General features: G+C 41.3%; 14 protein-coding genes and 2 pseudogenes. 11 read left to right on the forward strand and 5 right to left on the reverse strand.

Annotation, left to right across the window (positions count from 1 at the left end; translation table 11 throughout):
* The first annotated feature begins 1 nt into the window (after position 1).
* The 5 genes and pseudogenes from HLI_RS20355 (at position 2) to HLI_RS20370 (ending at position 5,206) form a co-directional block, all read left to right on the forward strand.
* Positions 2–1,159: a UxaA family hydrolase gene (locus tag HLI_RS20355; RefSeq protein ID WP_128526718.1), complete on the forward strand. Its 1,158-nt coding sequence runs from the start codon at positions 2–4 to the stop codon at positions 1,157–1,159.
* Between the two features lie 316 nt (positions 1,160–1,475).
* Positions 1,476–1,634 (forward strand): annotated as a pseudogene (locus tag HLI_RS22235) (fumarylacetoacetate hydrolase family protein); the annotation flags it as partial.
* 53 nt (positions 1,635–1,687) lie between these two features.
* Entirely contained in the window at positions 1,688–2,581 is an 894-nt protein-coding gene (locus tag HLI_RS20360) for a fumarylacetoacetate hydrolase family protein (protein ID WP_128526719.1), read from the forward strand.
* Between the two features lie 133 nt (positions 2,582–2,714).
* Positions 2,715–4,202 carry a tagaturonate reductase gene (locus HLI_RS20365; RefSeq protein ID WP_128526720.1) on the forward strand — a complete coding sequence of 496 codons (1,488 nt, stop codon included), beginning with the start codon at positions 2,715–2,717 and terminating at the stop codon, positions 4,200–4,202.
* Entirely contained in the window at positions 4,199–5,206 is a 1,008-nt protein-coding gene (locus tag HLI_RS20370) for a zinc-binding alcohol dehydrogenase family protein (RefSeq protein WP_128526721.1), read from the forward strand. Before HLI_RS20365 ends, HLI_RS20370 begins: the two co-directional genes overlap by 4 nt.
* A gap of 1,018 nt (positions 5,207–6,224) precedes the next feature.
* On the opposite strand, the gene HLI_RS20375 is transcribed toward HLI_RS20370, so the two are convergent.
* Positions 6,225–7,202 carry a bile acid:sodium symporter family protein gene (locus tag HLI_RS20375; RefSeq protein WP_128526722.1) on the reverse strand — a complete coding sequence of 326 codons (978 nt, stop codon included), beginning with the start codon at positions 7,200–7,202 and terminating at the stop codon, positions 6,225–6,227.
* Positions 7,199–8,592, reverse strand: a pseudogene (locus HLI_RS20380) (FAD-binding oxidoreductase). The gene HLI_RS20375 and the pseudogene HLI_RS20380 overlap by 4 nt, the downstream one beginning before the upstream one ends.
* Positions 8,593–8,848: 256 nt before the next feature.
* Here HLI_RS20380 and HLI_RS20385 point away from each other — a divergent pair.
* A complete protein-coding gene (locus tag HLI_RS20385) occupies positions 8,849–9,826 on the forward strand; it encodes an Ltp family lipoprotein (protein ID WP_241655905.1) in 978 nt (325 codons plus the stop codon).
* Positions 9,827–10,007: 181 nt separating this feature from the next.
* On the opposite strand, the gene HLI_RS20390 is transcribed toward HLI_RS20385, so the two are convergent.
* Both HLI_RS20390 and HLI_RS20395 read right to left on the reverse strand, forming a co-directional pair.
* Entirely contained in the window at positions 10,008–11,126 is a 1,119-nt protein-coding gene (locus tag HLI_RS20390; protein WP_128526723.1) for a toxic anion resistance protein, read from the reverse strand.
* 68 nt (positions 11,127–11,194) lie between these two features.
* A complete protein-coding gene (locus HLI_RS20395; protein ID WP_128526724.1) occupies positions 11,195–12,052 on the reverse strand; it encodes a hypothetical protein in 858 nt (285 codons plus the stop codon).
* 431 nt (positions 12,053–12,483) lie between these two features.
* Between HLI_RS20395 and HLI_RS20400 the strand changes: the two genes are divergently transcribed.
* Positions 12,484–14,445 carry a phospholipase D-like domain-containing protein gene (locus HLI_RS20400; RefSeq protein ID WP_241655906.1) on the forward strand — a complete coding sequence of 654 codons (1,962 nt, stop codon included), beginning with the start codon at positions 12,484–12,486 and terminating at the stop codon, positions 14,443–14,445.
* Positions 14,446–14,677: 232 nt separating this feature from the next.
* Positions 14,678–15,784, forward strand: a complete 1,107-nt coding sequence (locus tag HLI_RS20405) for an NADH:flavin oxidoreductase (RefSeq protein WP_128526726.1) — start codon at positions 14,678–14,680, stop codon at positions 15,782–15,784.
* 184 nt (positions 15,785–15,968) lie between these two features.
* On the opposite strand, the gene HLI_RS20410 is transcribed toward HLI_RS20405, so the two are convergent.
* Positions 15,969–17,441, reverse strand: a complete 1,473-nt coding sequence (locus HLI_RS20410) for an esterase/lipase family protein (protein ID WP_128526727.1) — start codon at positions 17,439–17,441, stop codon at positions 15,969–15,971.
* A gap of 137 nt (positions 17,442–17,578) precedes the next feature.
* Here HLI_RS20410 and HLI_RS21845 point away from each other — a divergent pair, with 137 nt between their 5' ends.
* From HLI_RS21845 to HLI_RS20420, 3 genes are all read left to right on the forward strand, one after another.
* Positions 17,579–17,878 carry a hypothetical protein gene (locus HLI_RS21845; RefSeq protein WP_164908616.1) on the forward strand — a complete coding sequence of 100 codons (300 nt, stop codon included), beginning with the start codon at positions 17,579–17,581 and terminating at the stop codon, positions 17,876–17,878.
* A 71-nt stretch (positions 17,879–17,949) separates the two neighbouring features.
* Positions 17,950–18,300, forward strand: coding sequence for a DUF4260 domain-containing protein (locus HLI_RS20415; protein WP_128526728.1), 351 nt, complete (start codon positions 17,950–17,952; stop codon positions 18,298–18,300).
* A gap of 15 nt (positions 18,301–18,315) precedes the next feature.
* Positions 18,316–19,056 (forward strand): aminoglycoside adenylyltransferase domain-containing protein, encoded by a 741-nt coding sequence (locus HLI_RS20420; protein ID WP_241656021.1) that lies wholly within the window; start codon positions 18,316–18,318, stop codon positions 19,054–19,056.
* Positions 19,057–19,061 lie beyond the last annotated feature (5 nt).

Consider the following 19,061-nt stretch of genomic DNA (forward strand, 5'->3'; position numbering starts at 1 on the left):
GTTGAGAACATTTGAGGGTTACCGTAGAGCAAATGGAAGCATCGGGGTTAGAAATCATATTATTGTTATTAATACAGTTGGTGAATTGGCTGGGCTTACCAACAAGTTGGCTGGTCTTGTTCCAGGTGTTATTCCAGTTGTTCACCAAGCTGGACAATCCCAATACTCCGAAGACAGTGAACAAACAATTAAAACGTTGGAAGGAACAGCAGGACACGCAAATGTTAGTGCTGCGTTATTTTTAGGGATGGGATCAAAAGACCCTGCTGAAGGAATTGTAGAAACGTTAAAAAAGAATGGTCATCATGTTCATTCCATTATATTTGATAAAGATAAATCTATAACTGAATGTTTGAAAGATGGAAAATCCTGGCTTGAAAATGCAATGAAGAGAAGTAAGGAAGAAAAAACAGAGAAGGCTGATATCTCTGAATTAATAATTGGACTTGAGTGTGGTGGCTCGGATGCATGGTCGGGAATAACTGCCAATCCTTCGATAGGAGCCCTTTCTGATTTAATTGTAGAGGATGGTGGCACCAGTATTTTGGCTGAAACAACTGAAGCAGTGGGTGCGGAACATATCTTGGCAAATCGAGCAGTTAATCAAGAAGTAAGTAACAGATTTTTGGAAATTGTGAAAAGGTATGAACAAAGGGCAAAAGCTGTGGGAGAAGATATTAAAGCTGCAAATCCTTCACCCGGTAACAAAACAGGTGGTTTAACTACACTGGAGGAAAAGTCTCTTGGATGTATTAAAAAGGGTGGTAATTCTACATTAATGGAAGTAATTGATTATGCCCATAAGCCAAGAGAAAAAGGATTTATATTTATGGATACACCAGGCTATGATGTGGAATCTGTAGTGGGACTGGTGGCCGGCGGAGCACAAATTGTCTTATTTTCTACCGGTAAAGGTTCGCCCACAGGTTCTCCAATTGCTCCAGTTATAAAAATTGGGACGAATCCCAAATTATATGAAAACATGCCCGAACATATCGATGTCAATGCTGGAAAGATAATTGATCAAAATTACACGATTGAGCAAATTGGTGAAGAGATCTATACAAAAATTTTACAAGTTGCCAATGGGGAAAGTACGGCTTCCGAAAAGTATAAAAACCACGAATTTAGTATATGGCGGTTAGCTGAAACACAGTAGCCCAGGAATTATCAAAAGGAAATTATAGGGAGGATTTTAATTGAAGATTATTCGTTTCTAAAATAATAAAAGCCAACTCTAGGTGTTTTCATCACTCAACAGCACTTTTACCCTTTACCTTACTCTGATTTTATGGAGTTAGTAAATGATGCAGAAAACAAGGAATGCACACCTTCCATGTTAGTTCAGTAATTAATCGATGATTATGCACCTACAGAGGAATTTTTATATGATGAATTAAATCTATTTACTCCAGTTGCAGCGCCTGAAGTATGGGCTTCGGGAGTAACTTATTTCAAGGGTCGTCAAGCGAGATTTTGACGGAACAGTTTTATTAACGGGCACGCCTATTGTACCGCCAAATAATTTCACACTCCAAGAGGGAGATCGTATCGAAATTGAAATTCCGGAAATCGGCGTGTTAGCTAACCCTGTTAAAGAATTAATTTTAAAGGAAAGTCATGTGATCAATTAATCGTCTCAACAATTAATAGTGTGAAAAATAGTAGAGTTTTGGAGGTAAATGCTATGAAATTAGTTACAATTTTGAAAAATGATCGTCCCTCACTAGGTGTTAAAGTTGAAGAAGGAGTAATAGATATTGCAGCAGCATTATCTATCACTCCTATGCAAAATATACCCACAGATGTAATGGATTTAATTAATGGAGGAGATGAAACTTTATCTTTGTTAAATAGTTATATTAGTAACCTTGATATTAGTTTGGATTCTCCTTATATACTTAATGAAAAAGAAGTGGAATGGGGGCCTTCTGTCACTGATCCAGGCAAGATAATATGTATTGGCTTAAATTACCGAAAGCATGCTGAGGAAACAAATGCAGATTATCCTGAATCACCAATACTATTTAACAAATTCAATAACACATTGACTGGAAATTCATGTAATATTACAGTACCTAAAGAAACAGACCAGTTAGACTATGAAGTGGAATTAGGAATTGTTATTGGAAAATCTGCAAAGTATATTTCAAAAGAAGGAGCCTTGGATTATGTCTTTGGATATTGCACGGCAAACGATCTATCAGCAAGAGATTTACAATTTAAAACAAATCAGTGGTTACTAGGTAAGACGTGTGATGGTTTTAGTCCGGTAGGGCCATATTTAGTCACAGCCGATGAAGTAAGCGATCCAAATAACCTATCGCTAAAAACAACAGTTAATGGAGAATTACGTCAAAACTCAAATACATCAGATATGATATTCTACTGTGATGAAATCATCAGTTATATTTCACAATATATGACTCTTAATCCTGGAGATATTATTTTAACTGGTACACCAGAAGGGGTTGTTCTTGGATTGCCTGAGAAAGAACGTGCGTATTTGCAGCCGGGTGATCAAGTTACAGTTGAGATTGAAAAGTTGGGTAAATTAACCAATACATTTGTGTCAGAATAAATGATATCTAACTAGAAAAAATATCCATGAAACCTATAGTATTAAAATGGTTAATAAACTAACGGAAACAATTAATGAAATCACTTGTTTTCGTTTCATTAATTTAATATATCCAAATATGGGGTTGTAACAAATGACGAGAAAATTATCATCTTTAAAAACAGAAATGTATAAAAAGCTAGTTCAGGAAAATGCTGATTATCCAGAAAGAGTAATTCAAATTGGTGATGGTAATTTCATTAGAGGTTTTATTGACTGGATGATTTACGAGATGAATCAAAAGAGTAATTTTGCAGGGAAGGTGGCTTCAATTCAAGCAACTCCAAGAGGCAAAACCGTTCCAAAACTTAACCGTCAAAATGAACTTTTCACATTAATATTACGTGGTATAGAAAATGGGAAGATAATTAATAAAAAACATGTTATCAATTCTATCAATAAAGCAATTAACCCTTATAAGAATTGGTCTGACGTGTTGAAAATTACAGAGCAACCAGAAATTGAATTTCTTTTCTCGAATACTACTGAAGCTGGTATTCGCTATGAAAAAGAGGATTTCTTGGAAGATGTATCCCCATTATCTTTTCCTGGTAAAGTTGCCGCACTTCTTTATCATCGATATGTTTATTTTAATGGAGAAAAAACTAAAGGGTTGATTGTTATACCATGTGAACTTATTGAAAACAATGGGGAGGAACTAAAAAGGATTTGTTTAAAAATAATTGAGGATTGGAATCTACCTAAATCCTTCGTGCAATGGATTAATGAAACATGTGTGTTTTGTAATACACTTGTTGACCGGATTGTGCCTGGTTATCCGAAAGAAGAAGACCAGCAGATATTTAACCATCTTGGATATAGTGATGAGTTGTTAACAGTAGCGGAACCTTATCATTTATTCGTTATTGAAGGACCTTCATCTGTTGAAGAAAAACTCCCGTTTAAGCAAGCAGGCTTGAATGTTCACTTTGATAATATTTCCGCATATAGAGAATTGAAAATTAAGTTACTGAATGGACCTCATACTATGCTTGCAGTAATTGGGATATTAAGTGAAATTGAAACTGTTCGTGAGTGTGTGGAAGATTCGTTAATTTTTCCTTTTATTAGTAATACTGTAGAGGAAGAAATAGTTACTACGCTACCTTCAAGCGAGAAAGAAATAGCAAAAACCTACATTAAAGAAACATTCGATAGATTCGCTAATCCTTTTTTAAATCATAGATTGATTGATATAAGTTTAAATAGTTATGCAAAATTTAAAACACGAATATGGCCAAGCATATATGAATATCGGATCAAATTTGGGGATAATCCCAAACGATTAACGTTTGTCTTTGCATCATTACTTTATTTTTTCAAAGATGTGCAAGAAATTCACTCACACAAAATAAAAGATGATACCAACGTAATTAACAAGTTCCACCAGTTTTATAATGAATTTGACAATTCAAAAGACTCTCTAGTTGCGTTTATCAAGAATTTGATTCAAGTTGACTTCTTAGAGAATAATAAGGACTTAGGTAATCTGTATGAAGACGTGGCAGAACACTTTATACGTATTGACAGAGAGGGGATTACATCAGCAATTTTAAAGTTAGAAAGGGATGGTGACCTATGAAATCAATAGTCTGTATAGAACCAGGGAATATGAGTGTAGCGAATAAAAGAACCCCCATTGAAATTGGAGAGGATGATGTTTTATTAGCGATAAAAAGGATAGGTGTTTGTGGAACTGACATACATGCATTCAAAGGAAATCAACCATTTTTCACATATCCCCGAATACTCGGACATGAAATTTCCGGTATTGTTGATAAGGTAGGTAAAGGAGTAGGAGATATTAATATTGGGGATACAGTAGTTGTTATACCTTATCTACATTGCGGTAAATGTGATGCATGTAGATATGGGAAAACAAATTGTTGTGCAAATATGAAAGTGTTAGGTGTACACACTGACGGTGGAATGGAGAAATATGTAACAGTGCCTTCCAGTCACGTGATACCGGTAAATGAATTAACATTAGATGACGCGGCAATTGTAGAACCACTTAGTATTGGAGCTCATGCTGTACGCAGAGCACAAATTCAGAGTGATGATACGGTTTTAGTTATTGGGACAGGACCAATTGGATTAGGGGTTGCCCGCTTTGCAAAGCTACAAGGGGCAAAAACAGTCGTAATGGATTTAAATGAAGAACGTTTAAATTTTTGTCAAAAGTGGGCTGAAAGTGATGTAGCTATAAATGGCTCTGAAAATGTCTTGCAACATTTGTTAGATACTGGTGATGGCTCATTACCAACAGTCGTTTTTGATGCAACTGGTAATAAACATTCAATGATGGAATCCTTTAATTATGTAGGTCATGGTGGGAAGCTCGTTTTAGTAGGTTTGGTAAAAGATGATATCAGTTTCTTTAATCCCGATTTTCATTCTAAGGAACTAACACTACTCGGAAGTCGAAACGCAACGAAACAGGACTTTAATTACGTAATTAATTGTTTGTCTAATGATATGATTAATTCATCTTACATTACGAATAAAATTAAGTTTGATGATACTGTTGCATATTTTAAGAAAGGTAACTTTCAAACAAATAAAACATTAATATTGCTAGACTAGGTGATAATCGAAAGTCGGGTACCGGAGGGAAGGGAATATAGAACTCCTTGCTTTTCTACACAAGACGATCTGATAAGAGATGTATTAACGTTCAAAAAGTGTATAATTGGTTCGTCTTTTGTAAGGAAGTACATCGCCAGGTATCCATTCCAGCCGAGTACGTAACCGCTATCTCAGCATGCCAAAACTCTGGTGGATAGATGATCATACATTGTGAAACTCTTCCACATTCCCCAACCGTTTTTCGGTCTTAGAGACCATTCGTCTAGCTCGGCCTTTCTGGAGCAACTATTGTCCCCATTCGCTTTACGGTACTTCTTCAGATTCAATTTTTCTGGGGTGGTTTGCTCGTTTGTGAATTCTAGGCACCCATCTGTTACGCAGAAGAAGTCATCCTCTGTTATCCGGAAGTGACTTTTCCTTGCGAAAGTTACTAATGTTCAGTGCTTAGCTCACCAGTGTCAATCTGATTAAAAAGAGAATATATAAATGCTCTGATTTACTATTAGATAATGGGTCAGAATTTAGTTGTTTTTACTCCAATTTAATTTATTGAGATAGTATTCTATCCTTGAAAAGTTTATTTTATGGGATTAAATACTCCAATATAATGGTGCGTATCATTTCCACACCAACAGCCTTCTAAGTTGCAGATCGTTTCGCTGCTGGTTTGAGGTAGTATTTCAGACTGGTTATTGTCTGACTTTTTTATTATTATTACTGATATCTAAATTAAACTCGTAATAATAGAGTAAAGCTGTAAACCGATTATATTGAGGCTTTTTATATCTTATTCTTTAGTATCTATTAAATACTGTGAATGGGCGACAGGATTTAAGGCATTCTTTACACTTTCTCCTTGCTCCCTAGAGCTACCTAACAAAGAACCTACTTCCCTAATGAGGGAGTAGGTTCTTTCTTTTCTTACACTAATTATTCTTTTCACTTTAGAGTAGGAGGGTGGCGGTGACTCTCAAAATCTTTAACCTATGGTGCATGGCCAGGGAGACTGTCTCCACTATTGTGCTTGTTTGGAGACGGACTTGGCTTCTTTTATGTTTTTCCCTTCTGTGACTCGCTTTTTGGACCAGTAGGTTGCTAGAATCGGTCCGGAAATATTGTGCCAGACCGCTGCGATGACATTAGGCAAGGCAGCTAATGGTCCGAAGTGGGCGGTTGCTAGAGCTACGCCAAGGCCGGAATTCTGCATACCGACTTCAATGGATATAGCTCTTCGTTTACTCTCATCCAATCGCATCAATACAGCTGCTGCATATCCAAGGAAAAGGCCCAGCAGGTTATGAATCATGACCGCTGAAAAAATCAGCAACCCTGAAGTGGTGATACTTTCTACGTTCGCTGCTACGACTGCGGAAACGATGATGATAATCGCGAGAACGGAAATCAACGGAACGACGGTGGCGCTTTTTTCAACGGTTGCCGGAAAGATTCGTCTGAGTAAAACCCCTAGGGTGATCGGAACAATTATGACTTGTACAATGGATAAGAACATCGCGACTGGGTCTACGGGCAGCCATTGACCTGCTAAGGCTAACAGGATCAACGGTGTGAGAATCGGCGCAAGCATGGTAGATAAGGAAGTCATGGCAACAGAAAGGGCAAGGTTTCCTTTCGCCAGGTAGACCATGACATTTGAAGCTGTACCGCCTGGAACGGAACCCAAGAGGACCAGTCCTGCTGCCAGTTCAGCCGGTAAATTCATGAGATAGGCAAGCATAAAAGCTACTAACGGCATTAGAACGAATTGGGCAGCTACTCCAATGATAACGGGGATAGGTTTACTTAATACCAGCTTGAAATCTACGGGTTTAAGTGTGAGCCCCATCCCGAACATGACGACTCCCAATAGGATCGTAATATAAGCACCCAAACCGATGAAAGGCGCCGGGATGAAAAAGGCGATAAGCGCTACACCGATCACCAAAAATGCAAAGTATTTCCCCGCTAGATTACTGATTGTCTCTAGTATTTTCATTTGCTTCTTCCTTTCGCATCTACAAGTTTATGAGGATTCATGATTCCTTTAGGGTCCAGCGCCGATTTGATATTTTCCATGACATTCAGTGCACTTCCATGTTCACGCTGCAAATACTTCATTTTCCCCGTCCGACACCATGTTCTCCGGTGCATGTTCCGCCTCGTGCCAAGGCGTATTCCACGATGGCTTCATTGAATTGCTCCGCCATCCTTACTTCTTTTGGATCATCTGTATCGATCATCAACAAAGCATGGTAGTTGCCGTCACCGACGTGGCCCAGGATGCCTGCTTCAAAGTCCAATTCCTCGATTTTTCCTCTTCCGTGTTTGATGGCACCTGCCAATTCCGAGATGGGTACACAAACATCAGTGACCATGAGCTTTCTTCCAGGGTTGCCATGGATATAAGCGTAGGCCAGGTTATGGCGCGCTTCCCAAAGCTTGGTGCGGGCTGCATTATCCTTTTCAAAATGGACTTCTTCACAATGATGGTCTGCGACGATTTCTTCCATAAAGGCGACATCATGCTTGAGACCAGGTTCATTCCCATGAAATTCGAGGAACAAGGTAGGTTTTTCTTTATAATCCATTTCGCTGAAGCTGTTCACTTGCCTGATGGAAGCTTCATCGACGAGTTCGACACGGGCGACTGGGACACCCGTCTGTAAAATCGAAACCACTGCCTCCACAGCATCATCGACAGTCGGGAACGATGCTCGTGCTGCCATGATATTTTCCGGGATTCCGTATACTCTTAAAGTCAGTTCGGTAATACAGCCCAGCGTCCCTTCTGAACCAACATAAAGGCTCGTCAGGTCATATCCGGAAGCTGACTTCTGCGCCATGTTTCCTGTGTGGATGATTTCACCGTCCGGCAGCACTACTTCTAAATCATTCACCTGATCCTTCATGACCCCATATCTGACAGAGGTTGTCCCACTGGCATTGGTAGCTGCCATACCCCCGAGCGTTGCGTCTGCCCCTGGGTCCACCGTGAAAAACAGACCGTATTTCTTCAGTTCTTTATTCAATTGCGACCTTGTTACACCGGGCTGGACCTTGACGAGGAAGTCCCTTTCCCGGATTTCAACGACTTTGTTCATTAATGTAAAATCGATGGTAATCCCCTTATCATAAGGGATGACATGCCCCTCCAGGCTGGATCCCAGTCCAAAAGGGACAATCGGTGTATCATTTCTATCCGCTACTTTGACAATCTCACTTACTTCCTCCGAATTTTCAGGGAAAACGACAATGTCTGGATTATTCCCGGCATGATAGGATTCGTCCTTGCTGTGGTGCTCAAGAATCGTTTCATTAGTAGTGACTTGCTCATCTCTTAAGAATGCTTTCAATTCATCTAATAAAGTCTCGACACTAGTACTCATATGTATTTCACCTCTTTAGTCTAATAAACCGTTTATTCCAAGGATTATACATAATACTCTGAAAATTTACAACCTTAAATTATCTTGAGGTTGTTTATCTATGTGCCTGACCCCAAATGCGTTATCTTTTAGAGAAGCAGGTGGACAGGGTACTGATATTAGAGGGTTTAAATTACACAAATTAAAAGGTAAAGTATGGCTTTTTACGTAATACAATAGAAGGAGATGTTTAAACCTAAAAAAGAGGAGGTAATCAGTGGAAACATTCTTAATGATTTTAATGCTAACGGCTTTAGCAGGTGCGATAGTCTTTTTTGTTTTGGGCTTCGTGAAAGGTAAAGATAACAGACTCAAGAACTTTGCAAAATCAGGGGCATGTCTGTTCGCATCTCTAGCCCTAGGAATGATTGTAGGAGCGACAGATGGAGCTTTTCAAACATTCTTAGGAATTTTAATGTTAACAGCTTTAGCAGGTGTGCTAGCCTTTTTTGTTTTAGCCTTTGTAAAAGGTAAGGGAAACAGGCTCGGGAATTTTGCGAAGTCAGGTGGATGCCTGTTCGCGCTTCTAGTCATAGCACTGATTGCAGGGGCGATAAGTGAAGAAACCCCTGTTGCTGAAGAGGTTACTGCTATAGCTTCCGCAGAAGATAAAGAGCAAGAAGAACAGGAAGCTAAAGAACAAGCACAGAAAGAGCAAGAAGAACGTGAAGCTGAAGAACAAGCAGAGAAAGAGCAAGAAGAACGTGAAGTTGAAGAACAAGCACAGAAAGAACAAGAAGAACGTGAAGCTGAAGAACAAGCACAGAAAGAGCAAGAAGAACAAGAAGCTAAAGAGCAAGAACAGAAAGAACAAGAAGCCAAAGAGGCTGAGGAGCAGGCGAAGAAAGAAGAAGAGGAACGTAAGGCTAAAGAAGAGGAAGAGCGTAAAGCTAAAGAAGCCAGCGTAACAGTTTCTCAGGAGCAGGCGGTTGCAATGGCTCAACAATATCTTAATTATACTGCATTTTCTAAATCAGGTTTGATCGATCAATTAAAGTTTGAAGGTTTTAGCACAGAAGATGCGACATATGGTGTAGAAAATATCACCGTTGATTGGCAAGAACAGGCAGTTGTTATGGCTCAGCATTATCTTGATTACACTTCTTTTTCAAGACAAGGTTTAATTGACCAATTGACTTTTGAAGGGTTCAGCACAGAGCACGCAACATATGCTGTCAGTCAAGTTGGATTTTAATGAAAGAGTAATTTAGGGAGGTTTGGTCAGCTGGATTCCTTAGCGGGAGTGCGTTAAACACATAAACGAATCGGGAGTTAGGCTCCATTGCAGTACAAACGGGTCAGATAATGATAAAGTTAAAATTGCTCATACCTATCTGGTGGAGTCTCGTGCAAATCGCCACATACAAAAGAGCGCTTCATTCACGAAGCGCTCTTTGTCTATTCTGAGATAATTTCTTCCGGACATTTTCGTTCAAGGTATCCATCTCTTCAATGAACTGTTCACTTGAAGCGATGATTCGCTCGGACGACTGCTCTGTCGTCTTCAGTGCTTCGAATACGTTATCGAAAGACTCCTGGAGAGCTTCCATACTGATTGCCGGATTCTCCATCATCTGCGTGGTTTCTTCTGCATTCTCCCTGAGGTTCCTCGAGTTCGAAAGCAGCATTTCCTCGGTCGCTTTATTGACGCCGTTCACCGTATCGATCACTTTCCGCTGATTATTCAAAGCGAGCTGGATCGAAGCGGAGACGGTAATGATATTTTTCGTCAGCGTAACGGCATTACGGATCGATTCTTTCAGCTTTTCATTGTTTTTCTTAATGATATCAACGGAAGAAATACTCTGATGCAGCACACTCTTCATCTGCGTCATGTTTCTCGTACGGGTAATGATTTTTTCTTTTCCTTCTGTAAGCAGTGCCACGTCGTATTCGCCTGTCGCTTCTTTTTCTTTCAAAAGCTCAAACAGCTTCTTCCCGAGGTAGATTTGCTTGTCCAGGTCATAAATCCGCTTCTGTGCGTTCTCTTTGATCAGCTGTAATTCGACGCTGTCTTCTTCAAGGCGATCTTTCCCTGCCAGCAGACTGCGGACCACCGTATCAATCTTCGAGTCGACCGTTTCGTATTTCTTCATGTAGCGGTCGATGGGCTTTGTTTTGCTCAGTTTATAAAAGAACCGCTGCACGCCGTTGCCTTCGGTGCGCTTTGGATCAAGGTCCGACACGATCGCCTCGAGTTCATTCAGTGTTTCGGGAATGTCGTTATTGCCTCTGGTCATGAGATCGTTCACCGGGCGCTTCAATGAGTCCATCGTCTCCCCGGCGATGCGTTGTTCTTTATCTCCGAGGTCACCAAGTTCTCTCATCACTTCTGATAGGGATTCGTCCCTGGACGAGTTGAACTTTACTGCATAGGCTTCAGCCTCTTCATTCAGGCGGTCGATGTCTTCTTTTTCGATAAGAGTCATCGCTTCTCTCAGGTCATTATCGTTCATTTCAGCTTCTTTGTCTCTGTGCATAGAATTTTCGCTCATGTCCATACCTCCTGTCTGCCATTCATTGGTTTCAAGAAAAACAAAACGACCGGCTGCTCTACAACTTTTTATTTCCGTGACAAGAAACTCTCGTCTTCCTTATTATACTTGGAAGCAATGATTCCTTTGCGTCTGGCAAAGTTCATTGTACGACTTTCTTCTTCTTTTCGCTCAAGCGTTTCGATGAACTTATCCAAATCATACATCGTTTCCACCAGTTCACTTTTCCGCGTTTCCTTATTGATATCGGACAAGCGCTGAAACGAGTCGATGAAGTCTGGAACGTCTTTCTCCACCATCGTTTCGAGGGCGTATTGTTCTTCAATGTCGAGTTCTTCCATACGTCTGAATTGTTTCACTGTCCGCTTCTTTAAAGATGTCCACTCTTTGTGAAGATCAGGATGGTTCTCGAGAAACGGGAAGTCCCAGCCTTCGAGTATCGTTTCTTCGGTATGTTCGGAAGTTGTTTCCTCCCGGGATTTTTTCGTGTTTTTCTCAACGTATGAATCTAAATACGAGAACAAAACCTTAGAAAAATCAATCAATGTGTCTCTGAGTCCTTTTCTTCTCGTGAATTCTTCTTTCAAAAATGTAGGGAAAAATACCTTTTCTTCTTCTCCCATTTCAAACCGTCCAAGCAGCGTTTTCGGTGGCTTTCCGTAAACCTCGATGGTACCCCTGAAGGTGTCGGAAGTTGGAAGAACCGCAGTGAAAAAGACACCGTTCCAAAATACATCCACAATATATCGATTGTCCATCTCGACCAGTTCTTTTATATCCAAATCGAAGTAAGCAAGACGGTTCCTTTTGATCGCCTGTTTCATATCTCTCATCGTGTGAAAGTCGATGTATCGCTGATATTCGGAAGTATGTGGCATGAATGTTCTTTCCAAATTCTCAAGCGTAGAAGAGAAGAGGTTTTCCATGATTTTTCAGCCCCTTTGTAGTCCTTCCTTTGCCACGACTAAATGTTCTATAATAATTCAAGAATACCACAAATGGGAGTTTGATACGAAGAAATGCCCATGTCCTCCCTGCCGGAGAATAAAGAAGGGACAACATTCTCATGGTGTCTGGTTCACTCGATTCATCCATTCATCTAATCGACTCTTTACTATTTGTGAGAGTGCCTGATCCCCAATCTGCTTAAGCGATAATGCGGTTGAGGTCAGGCGCTTTTTTATATCCTTAAAAAGTAAAAATGAGGAAAGTTCGTGTGTCTTGAGTTTTATCTATTTTTAAGGCAATCAGGTCCATCGATGTGTTTATTGTTAATGATCCGTAAATTCTGAATTCTTATCCTCGATTTATGGTACGTTGAGAATTGCGAGAATAAAGTGAATGGGGGATGGAACACGTGAAAAGATGGAAACCAGGATTTATAGCCGTACTTATTTTTTTATTAGGATGGACAAGTTTGCCTGTGTCGCAGATGGCCGAAGCGGCAGGAACGAATGATGTGGTCATTAATGAAGTGGCCTGGATGGGCACGGATGTGAGTTATAACGATGAATGGATCGAGCTTTACAATCCGACTGGTTCAGACATTTCCCTTGAGGGATGGTCTTTGAATGCAACCGATGGCTCCCCGCAGATTTCATTATCGGGCACAATTCCGGCTGGAGGGTATTACTTACTTGAAAGGACGGACGATTCGACCGTTTCTAATGTCGATGCTGACTTCATTTACACAGGGGCCATGGGCAATACGGGCGAAGTGCTTGAACTTAGTGATGGTACACAAATCATTGATGCGGTGGATGCCTGGTATGCAGGTAATAATGAGAGCAAAGCGACGATGGAAAGAGTCGATCCAGAAACCGAGGGGACGGATGCTTCAAACTGGCGTACAGCGACTGATACATATACAGAAGGACTGGGAACACCTTCTGCCAGCTATACTTCCGAGGAGGAAGGGTGTTCCACGGCGAATGAACACTTGAACAACGTCAGTGAAACTGCCGGAAGCATCAATGTGTTTTTTAACAAATGTGCTGATGAACAATACGCAACTTCTGGTAACGAAGCCAACTATAATGTGAATTTGGAAGATCGGTTGATTCATCGCATCAATCAGGCGACGACATCGATCGATCTTGCAACATATGAAATCAACTTGCCAGGCATCATTGATGCGTTGATGGCAAAAGCTGCTGAAGGGGTAGACGTCCGCGTCATCGCTGATGCCAAAGATGGAAGCGATCCTCACTACGCGGAGCGTTATCAAACGATGCGTTTGTATGCGGAGAAATTGGTACGTGGACAGGATAATGTCATCGGAACCAGTGATGATACGACGGTTTTCTCCGATTCGATCATGTTTGCTGTAGAGGACGTAACGCTCAGGGAACAGTACGGACTTCCGAGTTCAACAGCTGGGATGGAGGAAGTGACAGTAGAAGTAGGGAGTGGAACAGAGACCGGATATAAACTTGCCGGTGCGGAACAAAAAAGTGAAGGAAGTTATTACTCGCCAGGACAGCAAATGCATAACAAATTTGCCGTCATTGACGGGGAGTGGGTGTTTACTGGAAGCTGGAATTTTACCGTGACGGGGTTATATGGTTCAGAAGAGAACATGCAGAACGATGTCCTTGGAGGGAACACTCAGCACGTGGTGGAATTGAATTCCTCAGCACTTGCGGATGTATTTAAAACAGAGTTTGATGAAATGTGGGGAAGCGCTGGGATGAACCCGGATGCGGCCGTTTCGAACTATCATGGTCGGAAAGTGGACAACACTCTTCATACTGTCGACGTTGGAGGGAAAGAAGTGGATGTGTACTTTTCAGCAGGTGATGATGCGATTGGACAAATGACTTCTTATGTAAAAAATGAGGCGGATTACAGCAGTTACTTTTCGATATTTGCCTGGAGTGATCAAGCCCTTGTCGATGAATTGAAATACAAATGGGAAGGCTCGTATGACGACATGGAAGGTAGTTTGACAGGTTTTGATGTACGCGGAGTCTTTGATCAGAGCTTCTGGAATCAATGGTGGTCAGCTTCCATTGAAATGACCGGTCGTACGGCAAGCCAAACTTCCGAAAACAACCCGAATGTCCGTTGGAATCATGCCGCTCCAGTTTATGAAGATGCGGAGGATCGCAAAATGCATGCGAAAACGATGTTGATTGATGCCGCAAACCCGACCAGTGATCCGACCACAATTGTCGGATCGACGAATTGGAGTACGAATGGAAATGAAATCAACGATGAAAACATGTTGTTCATTCATGATGAAGATGTGACGAATCAATTCTTACAGGAGTTTTATACCCGGTATGAGGCAGCGGGAGGAGAGATTCCAGCTCCTTGATCGGATAGGAAGGAGTTGGGACAAAATGATAACTGCCTTTGGAAAAGACGAACAATAGCGAAGTATGTTCCCGGAGCGGTGTATGCATTAATAGCTTCATAAATAAATCCTGCCATTAATCTATGCCAGAAAAAGGGGGAGTTCGATCAGCGTGCGAGTACTCAAGCAGATTATTTCTCTTTCTTGGATGCATTTGTCATAATATGCAAGGTAAGAAAGAGGAGGCTATACATTGACATCAACTACAAATAAATCCATCGAACCTCTATTTGAGGCATTCCATAGTGAAAAATTAGACTTGGACAACCGTACAGTCATGGCACCTATGACACGCGGATTTTCTCCAGAGGGGATACCTGGCGAGGATGTCGCTGCTTATTACCGGCGCCGTGCGGAAAATGGTGTAGGTCTGATCGTTACAGAAGGAACCGGAATTAACCATCCCTCTTCTGTATCAGGTGCAAGCATTCCGCTTTTCCACGGAGAAGAGTCATTAAATGGCTGGAAGCACGTGGTTGACGAAGTGCATAAAGCAGGCGGCAAAATAGCACCACAGCTTTGGCATGTCGGCATGACTCGGAAAAAAGGTGAGCTCCCAAATGAGGAGGCCCTGCCTGTTGGTCCTTCCGGTTTAAGCCTTGACGGTGAACAAGTAACGGAGCCGCTGACGACAGAGGAAACGGAACAGCTAGTGGAAGCATATGCGCAGGCTGCTGCTGACGCTAAACGCCTCGGCTTTGATGCCATTGAGCTTCACGGGGCTCATGGGTACCTGATTGACCAGTTTTTCTGGGAACAAACGAACAAGCGCACAGATCGCTTCGGCGGAGACATCGTTGGCCGCACACAGTTTGCTGTGGAAATCATCGAAGCGTGCCGCCGCGAAGTCGGACCAGACTTCCCGATCATCTTCCGTTTCTCTCAATGGAAAATGAACGACTTTAATGCAAAACTCGCGAAAACATCAGAAGAACTGGACAGTTTCCTGCAGCCGCTTGTATCAGCTGGAGTGGATATCTTCCACTGTTCTACACGCCGCTTCTGGGAACCTGAATTTGAAGGTTCTGACTTGAATCTCGCAGGCTGGACGAAGAAACTCTCAGGTAAACCGGTTATTTCTGTAGGTTCCGTCGGCTTAAATGGAGAATTCACAAGCTTTAATTCAGCGGAAGCCACCAGTCTCGATAACCTCATGGGAAAACTCGAAAATGATGAGTTCGACCTTGTGGCCATCGGACGCTCTCTATTAATCGATCCTGAATGGGTGAAAAAAATCCGCGAAGGCCGTGCGGAAGATTTGCAGCCATTTGATAAAGCTGCGCTTCAACAATTATATTAATCGATTAAAAGGTCCACCGACGCCGGTGGACCTTTTTTTAGTGAAAGTAACTGAACCCAAAGTGCGATAACCCTATAGCGACGCATAGGAGGGGCAGCGTATAATGGCAAAGAGATTTACTATAAAAAGAACGCCCTTACTCCAGATTCTTTTAACAGATACAACATTGATAAAAAGGCTTTATTTATTGGTATATGTTCCCGTCTTGATCGACATAAACGGAAAGGATAATGGTGCGATTAAAAGCATCGTTGTTTACTGTTTTACCATGAACATCGACTGTAATATTATAGATTCCCTCTCCGTATTTAGGAATCTTTGTGAAAATGGTCTGGTTGATGTTCTTCCAGCTATTGGTTTTCGATTGCCGTTCTCCTTTTCTGATAAAAGCTAAGCGGATATCTGCAGTTAATTTCCTTTGATTATTCCAAATTAAATAGCTGTCTTTGGTCTGGAAGAGTAAATTCAAATCAGCATCGACGATCACTTCAAGTTCTTCATTAATCGGACTTTCATAAGCTACCGATAGCAGGTATCGTTCATAGGGAGAAGTCGATTGGAGCTTCCAACTGCCCTTTTCAGGAGATACAAGGGTGAATGTGTGATGGTAGGCTCCTTCGAAAATCTCACTATCAGCTGTTGTTATCATTTGATAATCTTTGCTTCCATCTGGATGAAATAAGGTAAGGAGAGGGTCTGGCTGGTTGCTGACCCAGTCGACGATCACTTCTTTTACCTCTTCTTCTACTTCAAAAACCTCCACAATAGATCCTCTGTAAACTCCGCCTTGATGATATGAGGGATGGTAAGCTTGTGGGGAATGACTGGCGACATTGACCGTTTGAGTGATGGGGATTCTTCCACCCTCTGATAAGTAGTCTTGTAAATAGGGGAAGGTAGAACTACCCCGTTTTATTTCATAATGGTTCCAGTCGTCTACCCGAATTTCTGTTGCATAAGGAAGCCTTGAACTCTCAACTGTAACAACCCCGTCATTTGCACCAAAACTTCTTAAGTATAATCCACCCCAGAATAAAGATGTACCAAAGGCTCCCCAGCCTGTTCCCCCGAATGTAAAAGTAGGGACATGATCAATTGTCGGCAGGGAGTCCGTTTGACTTCTGTAGTAGCTCATGTACCCTGTTTGAAGAGAAAACGTGGCATCATTTTTACTCCCGATTATATCTGCGAGCCAGGAAGCCCAACTGCTGTAAGCCAGATTCGCGAGCTGCGAACCATGGTGCGGTGAAGATAGTGTAATGATCTCATGAACGTAAGGGAGAGCACCATAATGCAAAAGTGCTGCCTGGGTGTCTATTCCGCCTTTACTATGAGCGATTACAGTTAATCGCTCACCAAAATGTTCATAAAGGTCAGGGATGATCGTTGCTAATAATAGACCGTTGTCCCACATATCCTTTACAGGCGATACATCAATGAACGCTGTCTCGTAGCCATGCTCTCGAGCCAATTCATACATATCATTATCCTCCCACCATGTGTAGGAAGAGCTATTGATTCCATGAATGAATACGAGAGGAGCAATACCAGGCTGAGGGTTTGCAGGGGCTTCTCCCAGATACCATTTTCCTGGAGTTCCAAGCTTGCTGTACTTTCCCATCATTTTTGTTCTAACTTGAGAAGAATAAGAATTCATGAAAGACCTCCTTCAAGATAAAAACGAGTCTACCATTAATTTGCAATCAGGGATATTATTCCAATATCAGTTCCTATTATAGTATGATTGAGGTAGTCCGTATATCAACCGAAAGTGATAGTAAAGCAATTATAAATGTGAAAAAGTACCTGAAAAACTTTCAGAAGCATATAAACAACAAGTTTTTATTTGCTGCAAAAAATATTCAAGAGGCAGCAAGATTCCTAGCTGAAAAATACAATACTACAAAGAGTAAATATTATCATCAAATTGAAAGAGGACATAAGAATGCCCGCCGATTTTGGTTAGTACCAGCTAACCCGAATGATTATGACATAGAGAGTGCATTTAGCTATTATGAAACCATAGATTGGAAACGTTCTTATAATTATGAGAATGGGGATATAGTAACACTTGTATTATCATCCTGTGTCTAGAAAATGAAACGTATTGAGTTTCATTACGTATCAATTAACGAAAGGAAAACAAGAAAGCAGGCGATTGATCAATGACACAAAAACTTCTCCGTTTTGAAGGTTTATTTGTTTTACTAGCTTCTCTCTATTTCTATTCCATCCTGGAAAATCACAGCTGGCTGTGGTTCATTCTTTTGTTGTTCGTCCCCGACATTTCTATGATCGGGTATGCTTTCAATGAACAGATCGGGAGTATTCTGTATAACATTTTCCACAGTTATCTTATCCCGATTTTTGTTGTCATACTGGCATTTTTCATTACAAATGAATGGCTGTTTTCTATAGCGATCATATGGATGGCTCATATAGGGATGGACAGGATGCTTGGATTCGGTTTGAAATATCCAAGTGGATTCAAAGATACGCATTTACAGAGAGTATAGGAGGGAAGGACTTTGGTGAAGGAAGTGTTGGAGCACTTGGTAGGTAAAATCAAAGACATCGCAGGTGATCGATTGGTAGGTGTGTATTTACATGGTTCGCTCGCTATGAGCAGTTTTTTTCCTGAGAGTAGCGACATCGATGTGATCGCAGTGACAGATCAGGCTTTGGAAAATGAACAGTACAGGCTGCTTACAGAATATTTATTGGCGCGATCCGACCATCCATTTCCAATTGAAATCAGTGTTTTGAATAAGGAACAATTGCAGCATTGGAAGCATCCTTGTTTGTTCGATTATCATTTCAGTGAAGATTGGCGGGAGCATTTTGAAATGAAGCCAGCGGTGTACTTCAATAAGGGAGGAATGAGAGACGCTGATTTAGCGGCCCACCTGACTATTTTAAACAAGAGAGGGCAAGTGCTTTACGGATCGCCGATTAAGGAGGTTTTTCCTGCCATCCCTGTCGAAGATTATAAACATGCGATTCTTGCAGACTATCAGGATTGTTTGGAAGACATGGATGATGACCCCGTCTATAGTATTTTGAATATGCTCCGGGTCTATCGATACTTGCTGGACGGGATGATTAATTCTAAGCTGGAAGCGGGAGAATGGGGGCTTCTTCAACTGCCTGAATATCAATCTGTTTTACGAAAAGTGATAGCTGTTCAAAAGGGCGATTCCAAATTACTCGATATGCAGGAGTTAGACAGTTTGAGGGAAGCAATACATAAGCAAGTGAAGGGTATGCTTTGAAAATG

This window comes from Halobacillus litoralis (assembly GCF_004101865.1).
Lineage (GTDB): Bacteria > Bacillota > Bacilli > Bacillales > Halobacillaceae > Halobacillus > Halobacillus litoralis_A.